At 63.7% G+C, this 21,591-nt stretch carries 19 protein-coding genes and 1 pseudogene; 9 read left to right on the top strand and 11 right to left on the bottom strand.

Annotated features, from left to right (window positions below):
- Nucleotides 1-27 precede the first annotated feature (27 nt).
- Nucleotides 28-831 (bottom strand): ChaN family lipoprotein, encoded by an 804-nt coding sequence (locus CFP68_RS16610; RefSeq protein ID WP_099828079.1) that lies wholly within the window; start codon nt 829-831, stop codon nt 28-30.
- On the bottom strand, nt 828-1,706 hold the full coding sequence (locus CFP68_RS16605; RefSeq protein ID WP_099828078.1) for an RNA polymerase factor sigma-32: 879 nt from the start codon (nt 1,704-1,706) through the stop codon (nt 828-830). The genes CFP68_RS16610 and CFP68_RS16605 overlap by 4 nt, the downstream gene beginning before the upstream one ends.
- A gap of 103 nt (nt 1,707-1,809) precedes the next feature.
- Between CFP68_RS16605 and cobU the strand changes: the two genes are divergently transcribed.
- The 5 genes from cobU to CFP68_RS16580 all read left to right on the top strand — a co-directional run bounded on the left by cobU (nt 1,810) and on the right by CFP68_RS16580 (nt 7,026).
- Complete coding sequence (gene cobU, locus CFP68_RS16600; RefSeq protein WP_099828077.1) at nt 1,810-2,346, top strand: bifunctional adenosylcobinamide kinase/adenosylcobinamide-phosphate guanylyltransferase; 537 nt, start codon at nt 1,810-1,812, stop codon at nt 2,344-2,346.
- Nucleotides 2,343-2,918: a histidine phosphatase family protein gene (locus tag CFP68_RS16595; protein ID WP_099828076.1), complete on the top strand. Its 576-nt coding sequence runs from the start codon at nt 2,343-2,345 to the stop codon at nt 2,916-2,918. Before cobU ends, CFP68_RS16595 begins: the two co-directional genes overlap by 4 nt.
- Before the next feature lie 423 nt (nt 2,919-3,341).
- Nucleotides 3,342-4,235 carry a glucosamine kinase nucleotide-binding domain-containing protein gene (locus CFP68_RS16590; protein ID WP_099828087.1) on the top strand — a complete coding sequence of 298 codons (894 nt, stop codon included), beginning with the start codon at nt 3,342-3,344 and terminating at the stop codon, nt 4,233-4,235.
- Nucleotides 4,236-4,318: 83 nt separating this feature from the next.
- Entirely contained in the window at nt 4,319-5,452 is a 1,134-nt protein-coding gene (gene nagA, locus CFP68_RS16585) for an N-acetylglucosamine-6-phosphate deacetylase (protein ID WP_099828075.1), read from the top strand.
- A gap of 62 nt (nt 5,453-5,514) precedes the next feature.
- Nucleotides 5,515-7,026: a YifB family Mg chelatase-like AAA ATPase gene (locus CFP68_RS16580; RefSeq protein WP_099828074.1), complete on the top strand. Its 1,512-nt coding sequence runs from the start codon at nt 5,515-5,517 to the stop codon at nt 7,024-7,026.
- A gap of 6 nt (nt 7,027-7,032) precedes the next feature.
- On the opposite strand, the gene gshB is transcribed toward CFP68_RS16580, so the two are convergent.
- From gshB to rsmI, 3 genes are all read right to left on the bottom strand, one after another.
- Nucleotides 7,033-7,980, bottom strand: a complete 948-nt coding sequence (gshB, locus tag CFP68_RS16575; RefSeq protein WP_099828073.1) for a glutathione synthase — start codon at nt 7,978-7,980, stop codon at nt 7,033-7,035.
- 73 nt (nt 7,981-8,053) lie between these two features.
- A complete protein-coding gene (locus tag CFP68_RS16570) occupies nt 8,054-8,404 on the bottom strand; it encodes a YraN family protein (protein WP_099828072.1) in 351 nt (116 codons plus the stop codon).
- Nucleotides 8,401-9,270, bottom strand: a complete 870-nt coding sequence (gene rsmI / locus CFP68_RS16565) for a 16S rRNA (cytidine(1402)-2'-O)-methyltransferase (protein ID WP_099828086.1) — start codon at nt 9,268-9,270, stop codon at nt 8,401-8,403. Before rsmI ends, CFP68_RS16570 begins: the two co-directional genes overlap by 4 nt.
- Nucleotides 9,271-9,360: 90 nt before the next feature.
- Here rsmI and CFP68_RS16560 point away from each other — a divergent pair, with 90 nt between their 5' ends.
- Genes CFP68_RS16560 through murJ form a run of 3 tightly spaced genes read left to right on the top strand, consistent with a single transcriptional unit; the run spans nt 9,361 to nt 14,868 of the window.
- A complete protein-coding gene (locus CFP68_RS16560) occupies nt 9,361-10,533 on the top strand; it encodes a penicillin-binding protein activator (protein WP_099828071.1) in 1,173 nt (390 codons plus the stop codon).
- Nucleotides 10,493-13,297, top strand: a complete 2,805-nt coding sequence (locus CFP68_RS16555; RefSeq protein WP_099828070.1) for a [protein-PII] uridylyltransferase — start codon at nt 10,493-10,495, stop codon at nt 13,295-13,297. The genes CFP68_RS16560 and CFP68_RS16555 overlap by 41 nt, the downstream gene beginning before the upstream one ends.
- Nucleotides 13,297-14,868, top strand: coding sequence for a murein biosynthesis integral membrane protein MurJ (gene murJ / locus CFP68_RS16550; RefSeq protein ID WP_099828069.1), 1,572 nt, complete (start codon nt 13,297-13,299; stop codon nt 14,866-14,868). The genes CFP68_RS16555 and murJ overlap by 1 nt, the downstream gene beginning before the upstream one ends.
- A gap of 241 nt (nt 14,869-15,109) precedes the next feature.
- On the opposite strand, the gene CFP68_RS16545 is transcribed toward murJ, so the two are convergent.
- Nucleotides 15,110-16,570, bottom strand: a complete 1,461-nt coding sequence (locus CFP68_RS16545) for a phospholipase D-like domain-containing protein (protein WP_241524135.1) — start codon at nt 16,568-16,570, stop codon at nt 15,110-15,112.
- A gap of 409 nt (nt 16,571-16,979) precedes the next feature.
- A pseudogene (locus CFP68_RS18530) lies at nt 16,980-17,914 on the bottom strand (DDE-type integrase/transposase/recombinase); the annotation flags it as partial.
- 177 nt (nt 17,915-18,091) lie between these two features.
- On the opposite strand from CFP68_RS18530, the gene CFP68_RS18665 reads away from it, so the two are divergent.
- Nucleotides 18,092-18,502, top strand: a complete 411-nt coding sequence (locus tag CFP68_RS18665; RefSeq protein ID WP_145953476.1) for an integrase core domain-containing protein — start codon at nt 18,092-18,094, stop codon at nt 18,500-18,502.
- A gap of 6 nt (nt 18,503-18,508) precedes the next feature.
- Here CFP68_RS18665 and CFP68_RS16530 read toward each other — a convergent pair whose 3' ends face one another.
- From CFP68_RS16530 to CFP68_RS16515, 4 genes are all read right to left on the bottom strand, one after another.
- Nucleotides 18,509-19,315 (bottom strand): DUF1217 domain-containing protein, encoded by an 807-nt coding sequence (locus tag CFP68_RS16530; protein WP_099828065.1) that lies wholly within the window; start codon nt 19,313-19,315, stop codon nt 18,509-18,511.
- Nucleotides 19,312-19,716, bottom strand: coding sequence for a flagellar biosynthesis repressor FlbT (gene flbT, locus CFP68_RS16525; protein ID WP_099828064.1), 405 nt, complete (start codon nt 19,714-19,716; stop codon nt 19,312-19,314). The genes CFP68_RS16530 and flbT overlap by 4 nt, the downstream gene beginning before the upstream one ends.
- Entirely contained in the window at nt 19,713-20,075 is a 363-nt protein-coding gene (gene flaF / locus CFP68_RS16520) for a flagellar biosynthesis regulator FlaF (RefSeq protein ID WP_099828063.1), read from the bottom strand. The genes flbT and flaF overlap by 4 nt, the downstream gene beginning before the upstream one ends.
- Nucleotides 20,076-20,158: 83 nt before the next feature.
- Complete coding sequence (locus CFP68_RS16515) at nt 20,159-21,421, bottom strand: flagellin (protein ID WP_099828062.1); 1,263 nt, start codon at nt 21,419-21,421, stop codon at nt 20,159-20,161.
- Nucleotides 21,422-21,591 lie beyond the last annotated feature (170 nt).

Genomic DNA, 21,591 nt, shown 5'->3' with positions numbered 1-21,591 from the left:
ACAAGCGCCGTGCAACACGCGCCAGCGTCAGCGAAAGACGGCGCACGGATCGTCGCGCACGGCGGCCGATGTGGCGATCGGGACGTCGAAGGAGGTGTCGGTGCCCGGTGGTCCATCCTCGATCTGGCCGATGGACAGGACGCGCAGTTCGGGGCGAGCGGTTTTCAAAAGTGCGGGCACGCCCCAATCGGTACGGGCATGACCGTTGCCGGTGATCACCGCAACCGGCCCCCCGACTGTGTCCAGCGCCTGGATTACCGCCCGCGCCAGCATCCCGTCGCGCAGGCGCTGCGCCTCGATCATGGTCGGGAGCATGGCCGCAGGCAGCGCGCCACAATGCGCGTCGGCCTGCAACTTTTCGCGCCGCGCCTGTTCATCCACGTCCAGCGGGGCCGTCAGGCCGAAGGCGGCCGCATCGTCGCCCAGTACGCTGGCGGCACCGTCGGCCATTGCCGCCCGCAGATCGCCACGGGCCACATCGGCGCCGAAAATGGACGCCGCGCCGAGCGCCCGGAACACCGGCGCATAGAGCGTGAAATCGGGCCAACCACTTTCGGCCCAACCGGTCGCGCGGGCAATCGCGGCGGGGCCATCCGCCTGCACGTCTTGCGCGATCCCGGCCTGTGTCGGCGTCAGCATTTCAAAGACAACGGCAACGGGCGACATTTGCGTCAACCAAGCGGCCTGATTGACGTGGTGTTCGGGATTGTCGTGGATTTCACCCATGATGACCACGTCGAACCCGCCCAGTTCGACGGCATCCGCGGCCACACCCGCGCACCAGGCCGGCGCCGCAAGGCAGATCGCCGCGCCGGCCAACAAGAACCTCACGCGAGGAAGTTCGACACTTCGCGCGATTGCGTCTCAAGCGTCTTCTTCATCTTGCCGAAGGCCGCCGCCTCCAGCTGTCGCACGCGCTCCTTGCTGAGGCCCAGTTCGTCGCCGAGGCTTTCCAAGGTCCGCGTTTCCTCGCGCAGTTTGCGCTCGCGCACAATGAACCTTTCGCGATCGTTCAGAACCGCCATCGCCGACAACAACCATTCGCGCAAGGTGTCCAGATCCTTGCGCCGCTCCACGGCCTCGGCCGCCTGTTCACCGTCATCTTCCAACGCGTCGATCCAGGCGCGGCCCTCGTCTTCCGACGACTGGGTGGCGTTCAGCGAATAATCCGAGCCGGACAGCCGCCCCTCCATCATTTCGACATCGTGCAGCGGCACGCCGACCTCGGTCGAGATCATCTGGCGCATCTGATGCTTGTCCAGAACCTCGCCCCGGGCAGCCGATTCACGCTCCAGACGGGCCTGAACCCGGCGCATGTTGAAAAACAGGGATTTCTGCGATGACGTGGATCCCGTCCGCACCATCGACCAGTTGCGCATGACGTAATCCTGGATGCTGGCCTTGATCCACCACACCGCATAGGTGGAAAAACGGACGCCGCGATCGGGGTCGAACTTGTCGGCCGCCTTCATCAGCCCAAGGCTGGCCTCCTGGATCAGGTCGTTCATCGGCGCACCATAGCGGCGGAATTTCGATGCCATGGATATGGCCAACCTCATGTACGCCGTGATCAACCGGTGCAACGCCTGTTCGTCGCGCTGGTCGCGCCAGGCATACGCCAGTTGCAATTCGGTCTCGGCATCCAAAAGCTCGGCCTTCATGGCCCGGCGTGGCAATGTCTGATCGTTGAAACCCTCGGCAGCCATGGTTTTGATCCCTTGATTTGGCCCGGAATTAAGAGCCTTGCGTTGTATATTTCGTTAAAACTACGTTGCTGGAACGCCCGTGGATCAAAGAAAGTTGCCTGTGATGTTGCCAAACCTGTCCTTTGTCCTAGGCGGCGCCGCTTCGGGCAAGTCGGATTTCGCCGAGACCTTGCTGAACGATCAGGGGCCGGGGCGCAGGATCTATGCTGCCACGGCGCAGGCGTTCGACGATGAAATGCGCGTTAAGATCGCGGCCCATCGTGCGGCGCGGGGGGACGGCTGGCTGACAATCGAAACACCGCTTGACCTGTCGCCCGCTTTCGATGCCGCCGGACCCGGCGATGCGATCCTGCTGGATTGCGCCACGCTCTGGCTCAGCAACCATATGCTGAACGACGCCGATCTCGAGGGCAAAACAGACGGTCTTGCGGCGCTGCTGGCCGGCGCACCGTGTCCGGTGGTGGTGGTCAGCAACGAGGTTGGGCAGGGCATCGTCCCCGACAACGCGCTGGCGCGGCGGTTTCGCAACGCACAAGGCAGATTGAACCGCCGGTTGGCCAGCGCTGCCGATCTGGTGGTCCTGATCACCGCTGGGCTGCCCAGGGTGCTGAAAGGCCGCATGCCCACGGGCGCGGCATGAGCGCGATCTGGTGGTGGGTGCGTCACGGCCCGACTCACGACCGGGCCATGTGCGGCTGGCGCGATGTGCCCGCCGACCTTTCGGATCACGCGGCCCTCAATCGGCTGGCGCGGTTCCTGCCAGGGGACGGCCTTGTGGTCTCTTCCGACCTGATCCGCGCCCGCGCGACCGCCGACGCCATCGCCGGCGCACGCCTGCGGCTGCCCCCGACATCCGCGTTGCGGGAATTCGATTTCGGAGCCTGGGATGGCATGGCTTTCGACGATATCGCCGCGCGCGACCCGGACTTGTCGCGCGCCTATTGGGAAACACCCGGCGACATCGCGGCCCCCGGCGGCGAAAGCTGGAACGCGGCCGCCGAACGCATCGCGCCGTTTGTCGATGATATCAACCAACGCCACCCCGACCGCCATGTAATCGCGGTGGCGCATTTCGGCGTCATCCTGTCACAGCTTGCCCGCGCGACGGGGCGCAGCCCCTACGATGTGCTGGCACAGAAGATCGACAACCTTTCGGTGACCCGACTGGACTATGCCGCCGGCGCGGCAGAGCTGATCAACCATCGCCCCTGACATTGGCGATGGATGACCTGACCCAGCGTTTCCATCGCCCCGCACTCCGCGCGACGAACCGTTTCCCGTTAAACTCACCGCCACCCGCATGAAAGCCGCACGCATCAAGCCGTCTGAAAAATCGTTGTCGGCGCGTCCGCTGAAACGACGGGAGCCTCCGGCGGGAGTGTATCGGGCAAGAAAAAGCACTGTCGCCCGGCTTTTTCTTGCTACAACTACTCCCGCCGGAGGCTCCCGAACTCTCATCCCGCTCTCCGGATCGTGGTGACGGAACGCGGAAAATTGGTGCGCGCCGCTCCATGAAACATACCTTAGGATGGATTGAACGATTGAACCGCCCAGGAATGCGCACTAACGCCTGAAAGTGCGTCGATGTCGCGGCTTGACCGTCCGCCATATCAAGAAATGCGGCAGGGGTATCACATGTGCCAACAGCAGGCCCATCACCTGGTCGGGGTTGACGGCGGCGGAACCGGCTGTCGTGCCGTCGTGTGCAGCCTTGACGGTCGGCCGCTCGGCCATGGGCACGGCGGCCCTGCCAATGCGACGACGGACATTGCGCAGGCCATCCACAGCGTCAGAACGGCTGTCAATGCCGCCCTGGTTTCCGCCGGGCTGACCCCGGAAACGGCCGCGCCATCGGTCTTTGCCCATATCGGGCTTGCCGGTGTTCTGGGGACGGCGCAGTCGGAACCGGTGGCGCGCGCGTTCGGGTTTGCGCGGGTGCGGGTGACCGGTGACCTTCCAACGTCGCTGGCCGGAGCGCTGGGCGAGCAGAGCGGTGCCCTGCTTGCGATCGGGACCGGCAGCCTGATTGCCGCGCAACACGGCGGTGCACAACGCAGCGTCGGCGGTTGGGGTCTTCAGGTGTCGGACCAGGCCTCGGGGGCCTGGCTGGGTCGTGCGCTTCTGGAACAGGTGATCCTGTGCTGTGATGCAATGGCGGACCACACGCCGTTGACCCGCGAAACCCTGGCCCGATACCCGTCCGGCCCCGCCGACATCGTTGCCTTCGCCGCCACCGCACGGCCGGCGGACTATGCCACCCTGGCCCCCGCCATCGTCGCGGCAGCGCAGGCCGGAGATGTCACGGGGCGCGATCTGATGCAGCGCGGCGCAGATTACCTGGGCCGCGCGATCGGGGTTCTGGACCTTGCCGGCGATGATGTGTTGTGTTTGTCGGGCGGGGTCGGTCCGCATTACGCGGATTTCCTGTCTTCCAACCACCGCGCGCGGCTGCGCCCGGCACGGGGCAATGCGCTGGACGGTGCGGCGCTTCTGGCGCGCTGTGCATTTGCAACCGAAATGCGGAGCTGAAACGGGCGGGGTCTGTCGGGCGTCGGCGGCGGCCGGAGCGCGGCCCGCATGGCACAGATCGAACGGAGTGGTACGGACACGGCATGACACATTTCGCATTGATGGGCGCGGATATCTTTGACGGCCACCGGTTGCATTCAGGGGCGGCCCTGCTGCTGAAGGACGGCGCCTTTGCCGGACTCGCGTCGGCGCCCGACGTGCCCCAAGGGTTCGCCGTGCGACAGCTTGACGGTGGAACATTGTGTCCTGGTTTCGTCGACCTTCAGGTGAATGGCGGCGGGGGCGTGATGTTCAACGACATCACCACGGCCGACGGGCTCGCGGCGATCGCGGCTGCCCATGCCACCACCGGCACGCGGTGGCTGTTGCCGACATTGATCACCGACACGCCGGAAAAGACCCGCGCGGCGATCGATGCCGTGGAATTGGCGCTGGCGCGGGGCGTGCCGGGACTCGCCGGGCTTCATCTCGAGGGGCCGCATCTGGCGCGCGCGCGCAAGGGCGCCCACGATCCCGCGCTGATCCGGCCGATGGAGGATGCGGACGAGGCCCTGCTGATCGACGCTGCCGCACGGTTGCCCAATCTGATGGTCACTCTCGCGCCCGAAACCGTCCCGATCGCGCGGATCGCGCGACTGGCACAGGCCGGAATAATCGTGTCGCTGGGCCACAGCGATTGCAGCTTCGAGGCGGCCAGTGCGGCAATCGCCGCCGGGGCGCGCTGTATCACCCACCTGTTCAACGCGATGAGCCAGATGACCAGCCGCGCGCCGGGACTGGTCGGCGCGGCCCTGCATCACGGCGCGGTGTCGGCTGGCCTGATCGCCGACATCATCCACGTTCACGCCGCCACGATGCGCATTGCACTGGCGGCCAAGACCGGGCCGGGGCGCGTGTTTCTGGTCAGCGACGCCATGTCGACCGTCGGTGCTGACATCACGTCGTTCACCCTCAACGGGCGCAAGGTTCTGCGCCGCGAGGGCCGTCTGACGCTGGAAGACGGCACGCTGGCCGGCGCCGATCTGGACTTTCCGACGGCCATCGGCGTGCTGCGCGACCACGTCGGCGTGTCGCTGGCCGACGCGCTGGCCATGGTAACGACAGGTCCGGCATCCCTGCTGCGGCAGGAGAACGGTGCCGGCAGCTTTCAAATCGGCCGACCCTGGGAAGGTGTGTATCTGGATCGCGCCGGAAAGATCGCGCCGCTACCCGTCTGAGCGTTAACCATTCCTAAACGTCCCCGATCTAGCCGTTAACCGTCGAGCAAGAGGAACGGAACGTGGTCGTCCGGACATTCACCGTGGCCTTCGAAGGCATCGAGGCGCGCCCGGTCGAGGTGCAATGTGCCGTTGCTCCCGGCCTGCCGGCGTTTTCGGTCGTCGGTCTGCCCGACAAGGCGGTGTCCGAGGCCCGCGAACGGGTTCGTGCCGCGCTGGCGTCGATGTCCATCGCGCTGCCGTCAAAGCGGATCACCATCAACCTGTCGCCCGCCGACCTGCCCAAGGAGGGGTCGCATTTCGACCTGCCCATCGCGTTGGCCTTGCTGGCGGCGCTCGACATCCTGCCAAAGGACAAGGTCGAAAACACCCTTTCGCTGGGCGAGTTGTCGCTGGATGGCACGTTGGTCCAGGTTGCCGGAAGCCTGCCCGCTGCGCTGACCGCCGCCGAGGAAGACCGGGTTCTGCTGTGTCCGCGCGGTTGTGGCGCCGAAGCCGCGTGGGTCGGGGCGGCGACCGTCATTGCGCCCGCCACCCTGGCCCAGGCCATCGCCCATTTCACGGGCCGCGCGCCGATTGCCCCGGCCGAGGCGGGTCAGGTGCCGATGGCGGGACAAGTCCGCGACCTGTCCGAGGTCAAGGGGCAGGAGCGCGCCAAACGCGCGCTGGAGATTGCCGCAGCGGGGCGGCATCACCTGTTGCTGGTGGGACCACCCGGATCGGGAAAGTCGATGCTGGTGAAACGGCTGGCCGGGATTCTGCCGCCGCTGTCACCGACAGAGGCGCTTGAAACCTCGATGATCCATTCGCTGGCCGGTCTGCTGACCGAGGGCGGCATCTCGCGCGAACGCCCGTTCATGGAGCCGCACCACACCGCGTCCATGGCGGCCATCGTCGGGGGCGGCAAAGGCGCGAAACCGGGGCAGATCTCGCTGGCGCACAACGGGGTTCTGTTCATGGACGAATTTCCCGAATACAGCCGCGCCGTGCTGGAAACGCTGCGCCAACCGATCGAAACGGGCGACGTCGTCGTCGCGCGCGCCAACGCCCATGTCCGCTATCCCTGTCGCTTCATGCTGGTTGCGGCGGCGAACCCCTGCAAATGCGGGCACATGACCGATCCGTCGCGGGCCTGTGCCCGGGTTCCGCTGTGTGGCGAGGATTACATGGGCAAGATTTCGGGCCCGTTGATGGACCGGTTCGACCTGCGGGTGGATGTGCCCCCGGTGTCGTTCCAGGATCTCGACCTGCCGGCGTCAGGCGAAAGCTCGGCCGTGGTGGCGGCCCGGGTCGCCGATGCACGCGACCGTCAGACGGCGCGCTTTGACACCGACATGGGCGTGACCGTGAACGCCGATGCCGAAGGCGCCCTGCTTGAAAGGATCGCGGCGCCCGATACGGCCGGGCGCGCGCTTCTGTTGCGGGCGGCTGACCGGTTCGGGCTGTCGGCGCGTGGTTATCACCGGGTCTTGCGGGTGGCACGCACCATTGCCGATCTCGACCAGAGCGATGAGGTGGCCGAGCCCCACATCGCCGAGGCGCTGAGTTTCCGCCTGCCCGCGGCCGGATCGTGACGCGGATCAGACAGCGGTATGGCGCGCCTCGATCGCCTCCCAGATCTTGGCCGTGACGTTCACCCCGTCAAACCGCTCCAACTCCATGAGGCCGGTGGGCGAGGTGACGTTGATTTCGGTCAGATAGTCGCCGATCACGTCGATACCGACAAAGATCTGGCCCTTCTCCGTCAACAACGGGCCGATCGCATCGCAGATTTCGCGATCCCGGTCGCTCAGCGCGATCTTTTCCGGCCGGCCGCCGACGTGCATGTTGGATCGGGTTTCCCCCGCTGCCGGAACGCGGTTGATCGCGCCCACGGCCTTGCCATCGACAAGGATCACCCGCTTGTCGCCCTTGGCGACGTCGGGCAGGAATTTCTGGGCGATCAGGGGTTCGCGGTTGATGCCGGAAAACAGCTCATGCAAGCTCGACAAATTGCGGTCGTCGGGGCCGAGACGGAACACTCCGGCACCGCCGTTGCCATACAGCGGTTTCAGGATGATATCGCCATGGTCGGCCTTGAACGCGCGCAGCGTTTCCAGGTCACGGGCGACGACCGTCGGCGGGATCAGGTCGGGAAACCGCAGGCACAACAGCTTTTCGGGATAGTTGCGCACCCAGAACGAATTGTTGACCACCTGCGTCGTGGACGGCAGGAAGTCCAGGATGTGGGTTGTCGTGATGTATCCCATGTCGAATGGCGGATCCTGGCGCAGCAAGACCACATCGAAGTCGGCCAGATCGACCTCGGCCTCCTGTCCGAGCGTGAAGTGATTGCCGACCTCGCGGCGCACCGTCAGCGGCCAGCCCCGTGCCGTCACGCGCCCTTGCTGCCACGCCAGCTTGTCGGGCGTGTAATAGAACAGCCGATGGCCGCGCGCCTGCGCTTCCTCGGCAATCCGGAACGAACTGTCCCCGGCGATATTCACCGTTTCGATCGGATCCATCTGGATGGCAACGTTCAGCGACATGGACAAAACTCCGTTCAGGGGCGACGCCCCTTTCTGGCCGAGCGGGCAGACGGGAGCAATGCCATTCGCCACATCAGAGAAAGGCGTTCTGACGTATCTCGATCATCCCCGAACGATCCATCAAGGCGGCGTCGAACCGCATGTCCGTGTTCTGGCCATCCGGTTCGCCGGCAACATATTCCGCGGCGGCCGAACATATCCTTTCGATCTGTCGTGGCGTGATTCGCGCGGCCGCCTGTGAATGGCTGCGCGATTTCTTCACCTCGACAAAGACCAGCGTGGCGCCTTCGCGAACGATCACGTCAATCTCGCCGCCGGTCCCGCGCCAGCGGCGTTCGACAATTTCGTATCCGCGTTGCATATATTCCGCTGCAACCCGGTCCTCGGCACAAAACCCCGCATGGTATGAAACTGCGCCTGTCATCTCTCCTCCTGATCGGCGGCCCCGATCGTCAGGCCCGCCTGATAGACGTCGCGCCGCGCAAGGCCCAGGTCACTGGCAACGCTGCGCGCCGCGTCCTTCAGCGTCATCGTTTCCAGCGCCACGCGCAACGCCGTGTCCAGATCGGCCTGTGTCGGCACTGACCGATCGCGATCGACGACCAGCACCACTTCGCCACGGGGCGGATCGGCTTCGCACCCCACCCTTACCTCTGCCACGGTGCCGCGGCGGATTTCTTCGAACTTCTTCGTCAATTCGCGACACAGCGCGATCTGCCGGTCTTCGCCCAACTCTGTGCCAAAATCCCTAAGGGAAGGTAAAAGTCGCTTGGCCGATTCGAAAAACACCAGCGTTGCCGGACAACCATTGAGTTCGCGCAATACCTTGCGGCGGGCACCGCTGGCGGGCGGCAGAAACCCCGCGAACAGGAACCGGTCCGTCGGCAGCCCGGCCAGGGTCAGCGCCGCCAGAACCGCGGACGGCCCCGGCGCGCCGGTCACGGCAAGGCCAGCGGCCACCACGTCACGGGCCAGTGCGAAACCCGGATCGGCCACCAGGGGCGTGCCGGCTTCCGACGCATAGGCCACGGATTTGCCGCTTGCGATCATCGCCAGCAGCTTCGGGCGCACCGCCGCACCGTTGTGATCGTGATAGGCCACCATCGGACGTCCGTTCACCGGGATGCCGTGAATCTCCATCAGCTTGCGGGCCGTCCGCGTGTCTTCGGCGGCGATCACATCGGCCGAGGCAAGGATGTCCAGCGCGCGCAGGGTGATGTCGCGGGCGGTTCCGATGGGCGTGGCCAGGAAATACAGGCCAGGATCGAGTGGGCGGATCTGTGCAATCATCGTCATATCCGCAACGTCTCCGATTTACACCGTCCGCATCTGCCCCTAGGGTCGGAAACGCCCCGTCCCGCCCCGCAAGAGAGTTGACCGATGTTTGCCTTTTTGACCGCCGCCCGCAAGCCGATTGCCCGGCTGGCCACCGCTGCCTTCGCCGCATTTGCCCTTGCCGCCTGTGATCCCGTCGCATTCGGCGGCGGTCCGTCCATCGATACATCCGCGCCGGTTCCGGTCGCGCTTTTGGTTCCCGCATCATCGGCGGACGGCGGCGCGATCCTTGCGCGCAGCCTGGAAAATGCCGCCCGGCTGGCCATTCAGGATCTGGACGGCGTCCAGATCGACCTGCGTGTCTATGATTCCGGCGGCCAGGCGGCGACGGCGTCGGCCGCGGCGCAGAAGGCCGTGAACGAAGGGGCGAAGGTCATTCTCGGGCCTGTCTTTGCCGATGCCGCCAACGCCGCCGGCGTGGCCGTGTCCGGCAAGGGCGTCAACGTTCTGAGCTTTTCCAACAACACCTCGATCGCCGGGGCCAACGTCTTTGTCTTGGGAAACACCTTTTCCAACACGGCAAACCGGCTGGTCAGCTATGCCGCCAGCCAGGGACGCAGCAACATCTACGTGATCCACGGCCAGAACACCGCCGAGGAACAGGGCCGCGACGCCATCGTCGGCGCCATCCAGGGCAGCGGCGCGCGTCTCGCCGGGGTGTCGTCGTTCGAGCTGTCGCAACAAGGCGTCACCCAGGCCGCGCCACGCCTGGCCGGTGAGGTCAAGGCCGCGGGTGCGGATACCGTGTTCCTGACCTCGGGCACCTCGGGCGCGCTTCCCTTCCTTGCCGATCTTCTACCGTCCAACGGCCTGTCGCCGGCTCAGACGCAATACGTCGGCCTGCAACGCCTGGACATTCCCAGCAGCGCACTGTCGCTGAAAGGTCTGCAGGGAAGCTGGTTCGCGCTGCCCGATCCCAATCTGTCGGCCCGCTTCAACAGCCGTTACCAGGCCGCATACGGCAGCAATCCCCATGCCATCGCCGGTTTGGCCTATGACGGGATCGCCGCGATCGGTGCGCTGGTGAAGACGGGCAAGCGCGACGCGCTGACGGCGCAATCCCTGACCCAGGGATCCGGGTTCATCGGCGTCAACGGCATCTTCCGCCTGCGCCCCGACGGCACGAACCAACGGGGAATGGCCGTGGCCCAGATCCGCAACAATCAGGTGGTTGTGATTGACCCTGCACCGAGAAGCTTCGGCGGCGCCGGTTTCTGATCCGGCCGTCCCCGACGACAGACACAGGGCGCGGGGCGATCTGATCCGCCCCGAGCACGAGATCTTCGACCGCGCCGCAGTGCTGGCGCGGATCGAGGCCGATATCGGCACACCGGACGACGAGGCCGGACAGCGCAAATGCGCGGTCGAGCATATCAAGCGGGCGCTCGAGTCCGGACGCACCGTGATCGCCGACGCGTTCACCGGGAACCCGATCAAGTCGCGCCCGACCGTGCGCGCCTACAGCTATCTGACCGATTGCGTCGTCACCCTGGTGCTGGAGGTCGCGACCCGCCACCTGCATCCGGGCGACGAACCCTTGGCCGTGCTGGCCGTGGGCGGTTACGGGCGGGCCGAAATGTGCCCGTTTTCCGACGTCGACCTGCTGTTCGTGACGCCGTCACAGATCACGCCCTGGGCCGAAACCGTCATCGAATCGATGCTCTACATGTTCTGGGATCTGCACCTGAAGGTCGGCCACGCAAGCCGCAGCATCGACGAATGCCTGCAGATCGCGCGTGACGATTACACCGTCCGCACCGCCCTGTTGGAACGCCGCCTGCTGGCCGGTGATCCGCACCTTGAGGAGCAGTTGGGCGAACGCCTGTGGTCCGATCTGTTCACCAAGACCGGCACGGAATACATCGCTGCCAAACTTGACGAACGCAGTCAGCGCCACACCAAGCAGGGCGTGCAGCGGTATGTCCTGGAGCCCAACGTGAAAGAGGGCAAGGGGGGCTTGCGCGATCTGCAAACGCTGTTCTGGATCGCGAAATACGTCAACCGGGTCGAAGACGTGTCCGACCTGGTGGCGGCCGGCACCTTCACCCAGGGCGAATTCGATCAGTTCCTGCGCGCCGAAAGCTTCCTTCTGGCGGTGCGCTGCCATCTGCATCTGGCCGCCGGACGGGCGATGGACCAGTTGACCTTCGACATGCAGGTCGCGGTGGCCGAACGCATGGGATACGAGGACAAGGGCGGTCGGCGCGGGGTCGAGCATTTCATGCAGACCTATTTCCGCCATGCCAACCGTGTCGGCGAACTGACCCGCATCCTGTTGACCGCGCTCGAGGCCGGGCAGAAGAAGGACGCGCCGCGCATGGTCGGCCTGTTCCGCCGCCGCAAGAAGACGCGCCCCGGATTCGCGATCGACCAGAATCGCCTGACCTATGAGGATCGCGCCGGATTTCTTGCCGATCCTCTCAACTTCCTGCGGATCTTCGAAGAGGCGTTGCGCACCGGATACCTGTTGCACCCCAATGCCATGCGCGCCATCGCGGCAAACCTGAACCTGATCGACAACACCATGCGCAAATCGCCCGAGGCGGTTCGCATCTTCATGGATCTTCTTCTTAAATATCCGATGCCCGACCGGGCGCTGCGGCGGATGAACGAACTGGGGGTGCTGGCCGCCTTCATCCCCGACTTCGAACCCATCGTCGCGATGATGCAGTTCAACATGTATCACCGCTATACGGTGGACGAACACACGATCCAGTGCATCAGCGCCCTGTCCCAGATCGAGCGTGGCGAACTGGTCGAGGAATTGCCGATCGTCAGCCGGATCCTGAAAGAGAAGTCGGTCAACCGCAAGGTCATGTATCTGTCGGTTCTGCTGCATGACATCGGCAAGGGCCGGACCGAAGACCACTCGGCCCTGGGCGCCAAGATCGCGCGCCGCATCTGTCCGGCCCTCGGGTTGAAACAGCGCGAAACCGATACGGTGGAATGGCTGGTGCGCTATCACCTGCTGATGTCGGACATCGCGCAGAAGCGCGACCTGTCCGACCCCCGCACGATCCGCGATTTCGCCAAGGCGGTGCGCAATCGCAAGCGCCTGGACCTGCTGACGGTGCTGACCGTCTGCGACATTCGCGGCGTCGGCCCCGGCACCTGGAACAACTGGAAGGCGCAACTGCTGCGCCAGCTCTATCGCGAAACTGCCGACGCGCTGGACAACGGGCTTGAGGCGCTGAACCGCGAAACCCGGGGCACCGAAGCCCGCCGCCTGCTACGCGAGGCGCTGTCGGGGTGGGACAAGGCGGCGGTGCGTCGTGAAACCCAACGCCATTACCCCCCTTATTGGCAGGGGCTGGACACCGACACCCACACCGTCTTTGCCCGCCTGCTGCGCGATATTCAGGACGGTGACATCAAGATCGACCTGAAGCCCGACGAAGACCGCGACGCCACCCGCGCCTGTTTCGCCATGGTCGACCATCCCGGTATCTTTTCACGCCTCGCCGGCGCCCTGGCCCTGGTGGGCGCCAACGTGGTCGACGCGCGCACCTATACGTCGAACGACGGCTATGCGACGGCGGTATTCTGGGTTCAGGACGCCGAAGGCCACCCCTATGCCCGCGAAAAGCTGGATCGCCTGCGCAAGATGATCGGCCGCACTCTCAAAGGCGAAGTGGTGACAAGCGACGCGCTGGAGCCGCGCGACAAGATGAAGAAGCGCGAAAAGGGCTTCCGCGTGCCGACGTCGATCACCTTCGACAACGACGGATCGGAAATCTACACCATCATCGAGGTCGACACCCGCGACCGCCCCGGCCTGCTGTATGACCTGACGCGCACGCTGGCCGCATCGAACATCTCGATCGCCTCGGCCGTCATCGCCACCTACGGCGAACAGGTGGTCGATACCTTCTATGTCAAGGACATGTTCGGCTTGAAATTCTATACCGAAAGCAAGCAGCGCACGATCGAGAAGCGCCTGCGCGAAGCCATCGAACAAGGCAGCAAGCGGGCCCGCGCCTGATGCTCAAGGGGTTTGTGACGGTCGGCGCCTGGACCCTCGTGTCGCGCGTGCTGGGCTTTGTGCGCGATATCATGATCGCCGCCTACCTTGGTGCCGGCCCGGTGGCCGAGGCGTTCCTGGTGGCCTTTTCCCTGCCCAACATGTTCCGCCGCTTCTTTGCCGAAGGCGCGTTCAACATGGCGTTCATCCCGCTGTTTTCGAAGAAACTGGAGGCGGGCGACGACGCGAAGGGTTTTGCGCAGGACGCTTTCGCCGGGATGATCGTGATCCTGTCCGTGTTCACCGCGATCGGAATCGTCGCGATGCCGTGGCTGGTGACGGCCATGGCAGGCGGATTCCGCGGCGATGAACGCTTCGATCTGGCGGTGGGATACGGGCGCATCGCGTTTCCCTACATCCTGTTCATCTCGCTGGCCGCATTGGTGTCGGGGGTTCTGAACGCCAACAAGCGGTTCCTTGCCGCCGCCGCCGCGCCGGTGCTGCTGAACGTCGTCTTCATCGCGGGCGTGCTGATCGGTGCCGCATTGGGCCGCCCACCGTCCGACATGCTGGGCATGGGGTTCGACGACATGCTGGGGCTCAGGGTGGGCGATACGCTGGCGCTTTCGGTCCCCATCGGCGGCGTCGCGCAACTGGCGCTGGTGTGGTGGGCGGCGTCGCGGGCCGGGTTCCGGCTGACCATCCGCCGCCCGCGCCTGACCCCCGAGTTGAAGAAACTGGCCGTGATCGCCGCCCCCGCCGCGCTGGCGGGTGGGGTCGTGCAAATCAATCTGCTGGTGGGCCGCCAGGTCGCCAGCTTCTTCGACGGTGCCATCGCCTGGCTGAACTATGCCGACCGGTTGTATCAACTGCCGCTGGGGGTCGTCGGCATCGCCATCGGCGTGGTCCTGCTGCCCGAACTGTCGCGCCGCCTTCAGGCCGAAGACACCGGCGGTGGCCGCCATGCCCTGTCGCGCGCTGCCGAAATGGCGCTGACCCTGACGGTGCCCTGCGCCGTGGCCTTCGTGGTGATCCCCCTGCCTGTCACCGCCACCCTGTTCCAGCGTGGCGCCTTCGGCCCCGAAGACACCCAGGCCACCGCCTGGGCGCTGGCGATTTACGGTCTCGGCCTGCCGGCCTTCGTCATGCAGAAGGTGCTGCAACCGCTGTTCTTCGCTCGTGAGGATACGAAGTCGCCGTTCCGCTATGCACTGGTCGCACTGGTCGTGAACGCGGCGCTGGCCATCGGGCTGATCCCGATTGCGGGATACCTTGCCGCCGCCTTGGGCACCACCCTGGCCGGCTGGGCGATGGTGCTGCTTCTGCTGCGGGGCAGCCGGGCAATGGGCGCGGCGGCCACCTTCGACGACCGGTTCCATCGCCGCGTCTGGCGCATCCTTGCGGCATCGCTGGGAATGGGGGCGTGTCTCTGGCTGGCGATGCTCGGGCTTGACCCTCTGTTCGCCATGGCCGCGTTCAAGGTGCCCGCGCTCGTCGGTCTGGTCCTCACCGGCATGGTCAGCTATTACGCCATCGGCACGGCGATCGGCGCCTTTGCCCTGTCGGATATCCGGGGTGCCGTGCGCCGCTGATCGGGTTTTTTTTCCGAATGTTTCTGCTGTACGAACTCGGTGAGGGATTCATATCGTGAATCCAGTGCCCTAGCTGGACGGCATGAGCAGACCCACACCCCCGGACCAAAAGATCAGGAACTGGCCGGTTCATAACGAAGCGCTCGATCGGCCGAGCTTTGTGATGATCCGGTTCGGCCCAGACGACCGGCGTTGTCGAAAGCATGTTGCGGCTTGTCGATCTCGCCCACTCAGGCGGGCTTCAGCTCCGTGGGCCGCTGCGTCGCCGTTTTTGCCATACCATAAAGGCCAGGCCGCCGACCAATGCGGCCCCAGCGATCAAGGCCAAGTGTCGCGGCCGCAGCCCCTCTCCGGCAGAGGTGTCTTCGCCCGGGCGATACCGCGGATCAAGCAGCCGAGTGTTCGCCAGAAACCCGCCAATAATGCCATCGGGCCGTGGATCAATCCGGCGCAGCCCGCGTCCTGTGGGCGCGTTCAGGCTCTCGATGGCTGCGATCAACGAATTTTCTTTTTGCAGGACCTCCTCGAAAACCTCTGGCGCGACCCCGAGATGCTCTGAGAGAAGACGGGCGCGAAAACCGGTGATCAGCGCCTCCGGCCCCTCGACCGCTAGGTCGCATTCGGTGTCAAACCCCATGGAGCGGTCGTTGAGATTGCTGGACCCAAGACGCAGAATTCTGGCGTCGGTGATCATGATCTTCGCATGCACGTAGATCGGTTCGCCCTTGGCGGTGACCGGATGAAAAATCCGAAAGCGATCCTGATGATCAGCGGCCCGTAAAGTGTCGATCATCCGTCCGCGCAGCACATGCATCGCGTCGTCCTCGAGCTGCGACAGGGCAGCCTCGGGATTGATCACGACGATTTCGGGGCCGCCGTGCTGTTTCAGGCGGTTCTCCAGCGCTGCGCAGACCGTTTCCGACGCGAAATACTGAGATTCGATATAGATTGCGTCCGTCGCTGCCTCGATGCTGTCGAGATAGAGCCGCTCGATCTCGTTTGTCAGCGGCGCGCCGTCATAGGGCGGCTCTGTTCGCGCGATGGCGACATCGACATCCGTGGCATCAACGTCCAGATCATCGGGCCATATATCTGTGGCCGTGCTGGAAGGACGCTCCAGCGTATCGCCTGTGGCGCGGTGCCAGCGCCTGCGAGACAGTTCTCCCAGCGCGGTCGCCACCGGGCCGGTCAGTGCCGAGGTGGCATCGTGCCATGGATCGGACGCGGAGCCATCCTTGCGCACGCGGCGTGGATCGTCCGGCAGGTGTTCGGACGTGTCCCAGCGGTCTTCGGTCGCGTCGATCCCTCCGCAAAAGACCAGTTTATCATCGGCTACGACAATTTTCTGATGGTGGCAGGCCCCGAAAGGGTGATGCCCGTCGAGAGCAAAGTGGATGCGGTCGCTTCCAAACATGCTCAGTGCGACTGTCGGTGCCCACCGGCCGGGCGCCGCAACGACCGCGCCATTCCATTTGAGCAGATAGATATTCAGCTTCGGCGCCCGCTTCACAGCGGCCTCGAGGAACGCGCCAAGCTGATTGGGAAACCCGTCAGGGGCGACCCCGTCACTGTCACTTTCTCCGGGTAGCATTTCGATCTCGAAGTCGAAGTCCCAACCGATGAACAGTAATTCCCGCTCCACACGGAGGATGATCTTGCGCAGGGCGCGGAAGTAATCCGCCGCATCAACGATCAAAGCCATTCTTTCTGCGCGCGCCACCCGCCAGCAGTTTTCATTGACCCGAAAGATTGACGTCCGTGTGTTTGAGCTTTGCATGACTGTACGTACCTAGGCTACTCCGCGTTTGTTTGACGGGATCTGGGGCAATTTGAACTACGCTTCGCACCTGCTGATCGAGCTGCGTTGCTTCGCTGCAGTAGATCACAGCGGGTGGTTTGCCGCCAAGGGCGGAATACGGGCGCTCATGATTTAGAAGTCGATCCATTTCTTGACGCCTGCTTTTGTCCCAGATCCAGCTGCGCACGCATGCAGGTGGACAAAGGTGGTTCGGTTGATTTGAACAGGTTCCGGGTGTTTTCCAAATGGTGTTCCGCTTCGGTTACGCCGCTACTGGGTCGGCATTGGCTGGTTGAAGCGGGCCTGATCAGGAGAGGCGCTGGACGAAGATGCTGTTGCGCCACGCGCCATTGCCATCCATGCCGATCTCGATCTCTCGGCCTTGCCGGAACCGTGATGAAGTTGTCCGGTGTGATCTGACTTCCCTGATTGGTGTTTAAGATCTCGGGCGCACCGTGACGCGCCAACACCTCCTTTTCTGCTTAATGCAAAAACCGCGTCCAGCGTGATCGACACGCGCCATACCATAACGCGGTGAGTGAACCAGTTCAGCACAGCGGCGAGGTAGATGAACCCGCGGGCCATCGGAATGTAGGTGATGTCCATCGCGCAGACCCCGTTGAGCCGGATAATGAGCAGCTTCCGTAGCAGATAGGGGTCGATTTCGTGCCGCGGCACCCCTTACGAGGTGTTGTCGTTGCGATAAAGCGCCTCAATGCCCATCCGTTTGATCAGCGTGGCAACGTGCAGCCACCCGACCTTGAACCCTGCCCGGCCCAGCAGCCCCTGCAGCGTGCGGCTGCCCGTGAAGCGGAGCTCCATGTGCAGTTTGTCGATCTGATGCATCGGCTTCAGATCCGCATCCGGCACCGGTCGCGGCTTCTAAGAGACGCTGCCCCGATTGATCCCCGGCACGATCGCCTGGCGGTAGGATCGATCATTTCATTGCGCTCGGCAACAGACCCGCCTTGCCGAGCGCGCCCGACAGAAAATCGTTCTCCAGCGTCAGATCGCCGATCTTCGCAGCAGGGCCTTCACGTCGATCACCGGTTCCGGCGTGGCCTTAGCAGCTTCGCCGAACGCCCCCATCGCGCCCTCAAGTAGCTGATCGCGCCACTGCTTGATCTGATGCGGATGAACGTCGAAGTGCTGCGCCGGCTCAATCAGCGTCGTCTTGCCATTGATCGCTGCTAAAGCCACTTTCGCCTTGAATGCCGGGCTGTGGTTCCGGCGCGATCGGTTTGCCATGGTCTTCTCTGCGCTCGCAGCATCATGCAGCCATCGCGCAGAAAATCCATTTGTCCCGGCTGTTCAGATTTTTAGAACCTCCTCCCTTGAAGATGCGCGAGATCGTGGCTCATAATCTGACGAACGAGCAAGGGGAAGAGCCTGAACAACCTTGCGATCGCGCAAGTATGTCTTTGTATGTCGGGCGATACAGATCTGAATTGCTTCGGTGATCCCGACTGCGGTAACTACGGGGTCAAGCCAGCGCCGACGAAGCACGCCTCCGCGGGGCGCGTCGCGGTCGAGATGCATGATGAGTACTCGAACGAGACCATTTTTCGGAACATTGTCCACGCTCGTGCCGTGATCCTGAATTGGGCCACCGATCTCAACGGAACACGCCCGCGTTCGGCGCTTGGCTGCCAGATCCCAAAGGAAATCACCCAGCATCTCACCACCACAACCGACACCCGCGCTGCGCCGTCCGCGCGGATGTCGGTTGGTCCACCTCTGACAATCGGCGTATCAAGCCAAAGGACTCCGGTTGCAGCCGTTTCAAATTCAGCGGCAGGTCAGCCGCGTCCGTCGATACGACGGGCGCGACCCTAGAAAACATCAACCGAACAACGGCCTTGCCTGAAGAATTGCCAAGGCTGCGCTGCGCGGCGTGCCGTCGAACGTGCTGGTGTTCAACTGTTCCTGATTTAGAAAACGTTGCATCAGACGGTCTTGGAATTCAGGTGCTGCGAAATCTGAAACCTCGCTTACCCCGAACAAATTCTGGGCGCGCGTGCGGAATTCGACCAGTTGACGATCAAGGTCCAGCGCGCCGACACTTTGGGGGATAGACAGTGCGGTTTCGAAGACCGCCCGCACCGGACCCGTCGCCATGACCGTGAACCACTTGGCATCGTCCGACAGCGTTCGTCCGGTGATATTGCCGAGGTCACGCTCGAACCCGAGGGCCAGTCGCATTGTTGGGTTCACATCACCGACGGCCAGTTCGAATTGCCGGTCTTCGTAGGAAGCGATGATCCTTTCCGCAAAATCGGGAAATCCTGTCCGTGGACCGATTGCGTCGCCAAAGCCAAAAGCCTTGTTCAGGGCGAGGTAACGTTTGTCGGACATCCGATTGGGAAGCGAGCGGGGGTCAGCAGGATTGTCGCTGAGCATTTTTTCGATGAAGAAACGATTGTTTATGTCTTCATCCAGCCCGAAGGCGCCAAGCGCGACTTCCAGAAGTTGGCGGTCGTTCACCAGTTGTTCCGCCGTCGTGATCCCCGTGATTTTTTCACGGAAAGCCTCGGCATTGCGGCTCAATCGCGGTGAAGCGACGAAGGTCTCCTGCTGTGTCGCGCGGGTTCGTTGCAGAAACTGCCAGCCGGCGCTGCCGGAAAGCGGGGCGACCGGCGTGTACGTCATGACCCCGACATCGCGAAAAGCCGCGCCTCACGAGGGAGCACCGCCCGAAGGTATTTAAGAACGTAATAGGTCTGTCCGTTCTCCACTGCCCTCTGTGCGTTCGCAAGGGTGTCTGCGCTGTCGGGATCGACAAGAACCTGACGCAGCTGTTCGATACCGCCCAGCAGTTGGGGACGTGCCGCATCGGCGTCGACTTCGCCGGACAACACAAGCTGTGCGATGTAACACACGCGGCGCACGGGCGTATTCACATCGTCCGGGTGCAACGCATCGCGTAGCCGAAGAATGTTCGCACCGGGTGTGACGATGTTCAGCCGGCCGCGGCGGGCCCCGTTTTCAACGACGGCACCGTTGATGAGCACACGTTCGCTCGGTGCGAGCTTCAGAACCAGGCCGCTCATGCCGCAGACCGCTGTTCGCGCAAACCGGCCATGATGGCGGTGTTGATGTCAACAAGAGCATCCGAGGTCGCTTCGCCGGCCAGAACCTTTCGGCTGTGAGCATTCGTGAATTCGGAGAGATAGAAAATCCGGGCGCGCAGCGTTGGGGGCAGTTGGTTGCCATCTCCGGCGACATCCGCCGCCAGCAATCCCCAAAGGGTCCGGTTGTCATAAACGGCGCGCGCCGTCTGCGCGGGAGTCTCGGCCGTTTTCAGCGCGGTGGTGACTTTTACAAATGCGTCATATTCGTTGGATTGAGCCGAGCGCATGGGCGCCGTGACTGGTGAGTAGGCCGTTTTGGCGAGTTGAAAAGCGTTCACGTCTGTTCCTTTATGGAAGGCGCTTGGTCATGTTGGATCCAGAAGGTCGGACCGGGGGCATTCGTGCCCCCGGTCGCCACGTCTTATCGGAACAGCGACAGGATCGACTGTGGTGCCTGGTTGGCGATCGACAGCGACTGGATACCCAACTGCTGTTGGGTCTGAAGCGCCTGCAACCTGGCCGATGCCTCTTCCATGTCTGCATCGACCAGTGAACCGATGCCGGCCTTCAGCGAATCGGTCAGGTTCGAGACGAAGCTCGCCTGGGTTTCGATGCGTCCCTGCACGGAACCGAAGGATGCGGCTGCCGAGGTTGCCGCCTGGATCATGCCCTCGATATTGGCCAGGGCCGAGGTTGCGCCGGCTTCGGTCGAAACGTCCAGCGTACCAAGTTGTGCCAATGCACCGGTGCCGCGGGTGGCTTCGAATTCGATGCCGATGCCGGCTTCGTTCGTTTCGTTGGTGACCGTCAGTTCGCCCGCAGTGCTGATGTCCAGCGTGAAGGCGTTTTCATCGATACCGGCAGCTTGCAGCGCGTTTTTCAGCCCGCCGGTGACGGACTCTGCCGTATCGCCGGTCTTGACGGTGTAAAGCGCCTCGGTGTCGCCGATCTTCAGGCGCATCGTATCGCCTTCGATCAGGCCGGTAGCCGTGGCGAGAACGACCGCCGGATCGTTCTTGGCGAGCGCCGCGCCGCCGCCCTGGAACGCGAACGTATCGATGGTGAACGAATCCGTGGCACCGCCATTTTCGGTCAGTGCGGTGACCGGCGTGCCCATTGACGCCGCGGCGGCAGTAAGGGTGGTGCCGGCCGTCTGCGACAGGTTCTGCGCATCGACGCCGATGTTCGATACCGTGACGTTGCCTCCGCTGTCGCGGTCCAGCGACGAGAGGATGTCGACACCGGCAACACTGTTGGAATTGTTGGCGGTCTGCGACCCGTTGACCAGGTTCAGGCCGTTGAACTGGGCGGCACCGACGACCGAGGCGATCTGATCGGTGAACGCTTGGACGTCAGCCTGCAGCTTGTCGCGGGGAAGGTTGTCGGACTGCGCCGCAACAATCTTGTCCTTCATCTGTGTCAGAAGGTCGGTCACGGTTTCGGAGGCCTGGCGTGCGACGGCCACGGTGGATTCGCCGAGGGCCAGAGAGCTGGAGATGGCCTTGAAGCCCTGAACGTCGGATTCCATCACCTTGGAAATCGCCCAGATGGCGGAATTGTCTTTCGCGTTGGCAACCGATTTGCCGGTCGAGATCTCGCTTTGGGTCTTTTGCAGGCCGGAATTGATTGACTTGAGGCTTTGCAGCGCGACCATTGCGCCGGTGTTCGTCAGAATGCTGGACATGTATCTTCCTTTGGAAAACGACCGTTTTACAGCCGTGGGTTTCGTCGTGCGGATGCACGACATGGTGTGTCATTCTGACGTAATATCCGCGTCGACCTGGTTGTTCGGCGCGCATGTCACCGTGCTGGTGATCAATGACAATCTGGCCCGAATCTCTGAACAAGAAGATA

It is taken from the genome of Oceaniglobus indicus (assembly GCF_002751875.1).
Taxonomy (GTDB): Bacteria; Pseudomonadota; Alphaproteobacteria; order Rhodobacterales; family Rhodobacteraceae; genus Oceaniglobus; species Oceaniglobus indicus.
This window is presented reverse-complemented; position numbering and strand designations above follow the sequence as displayed.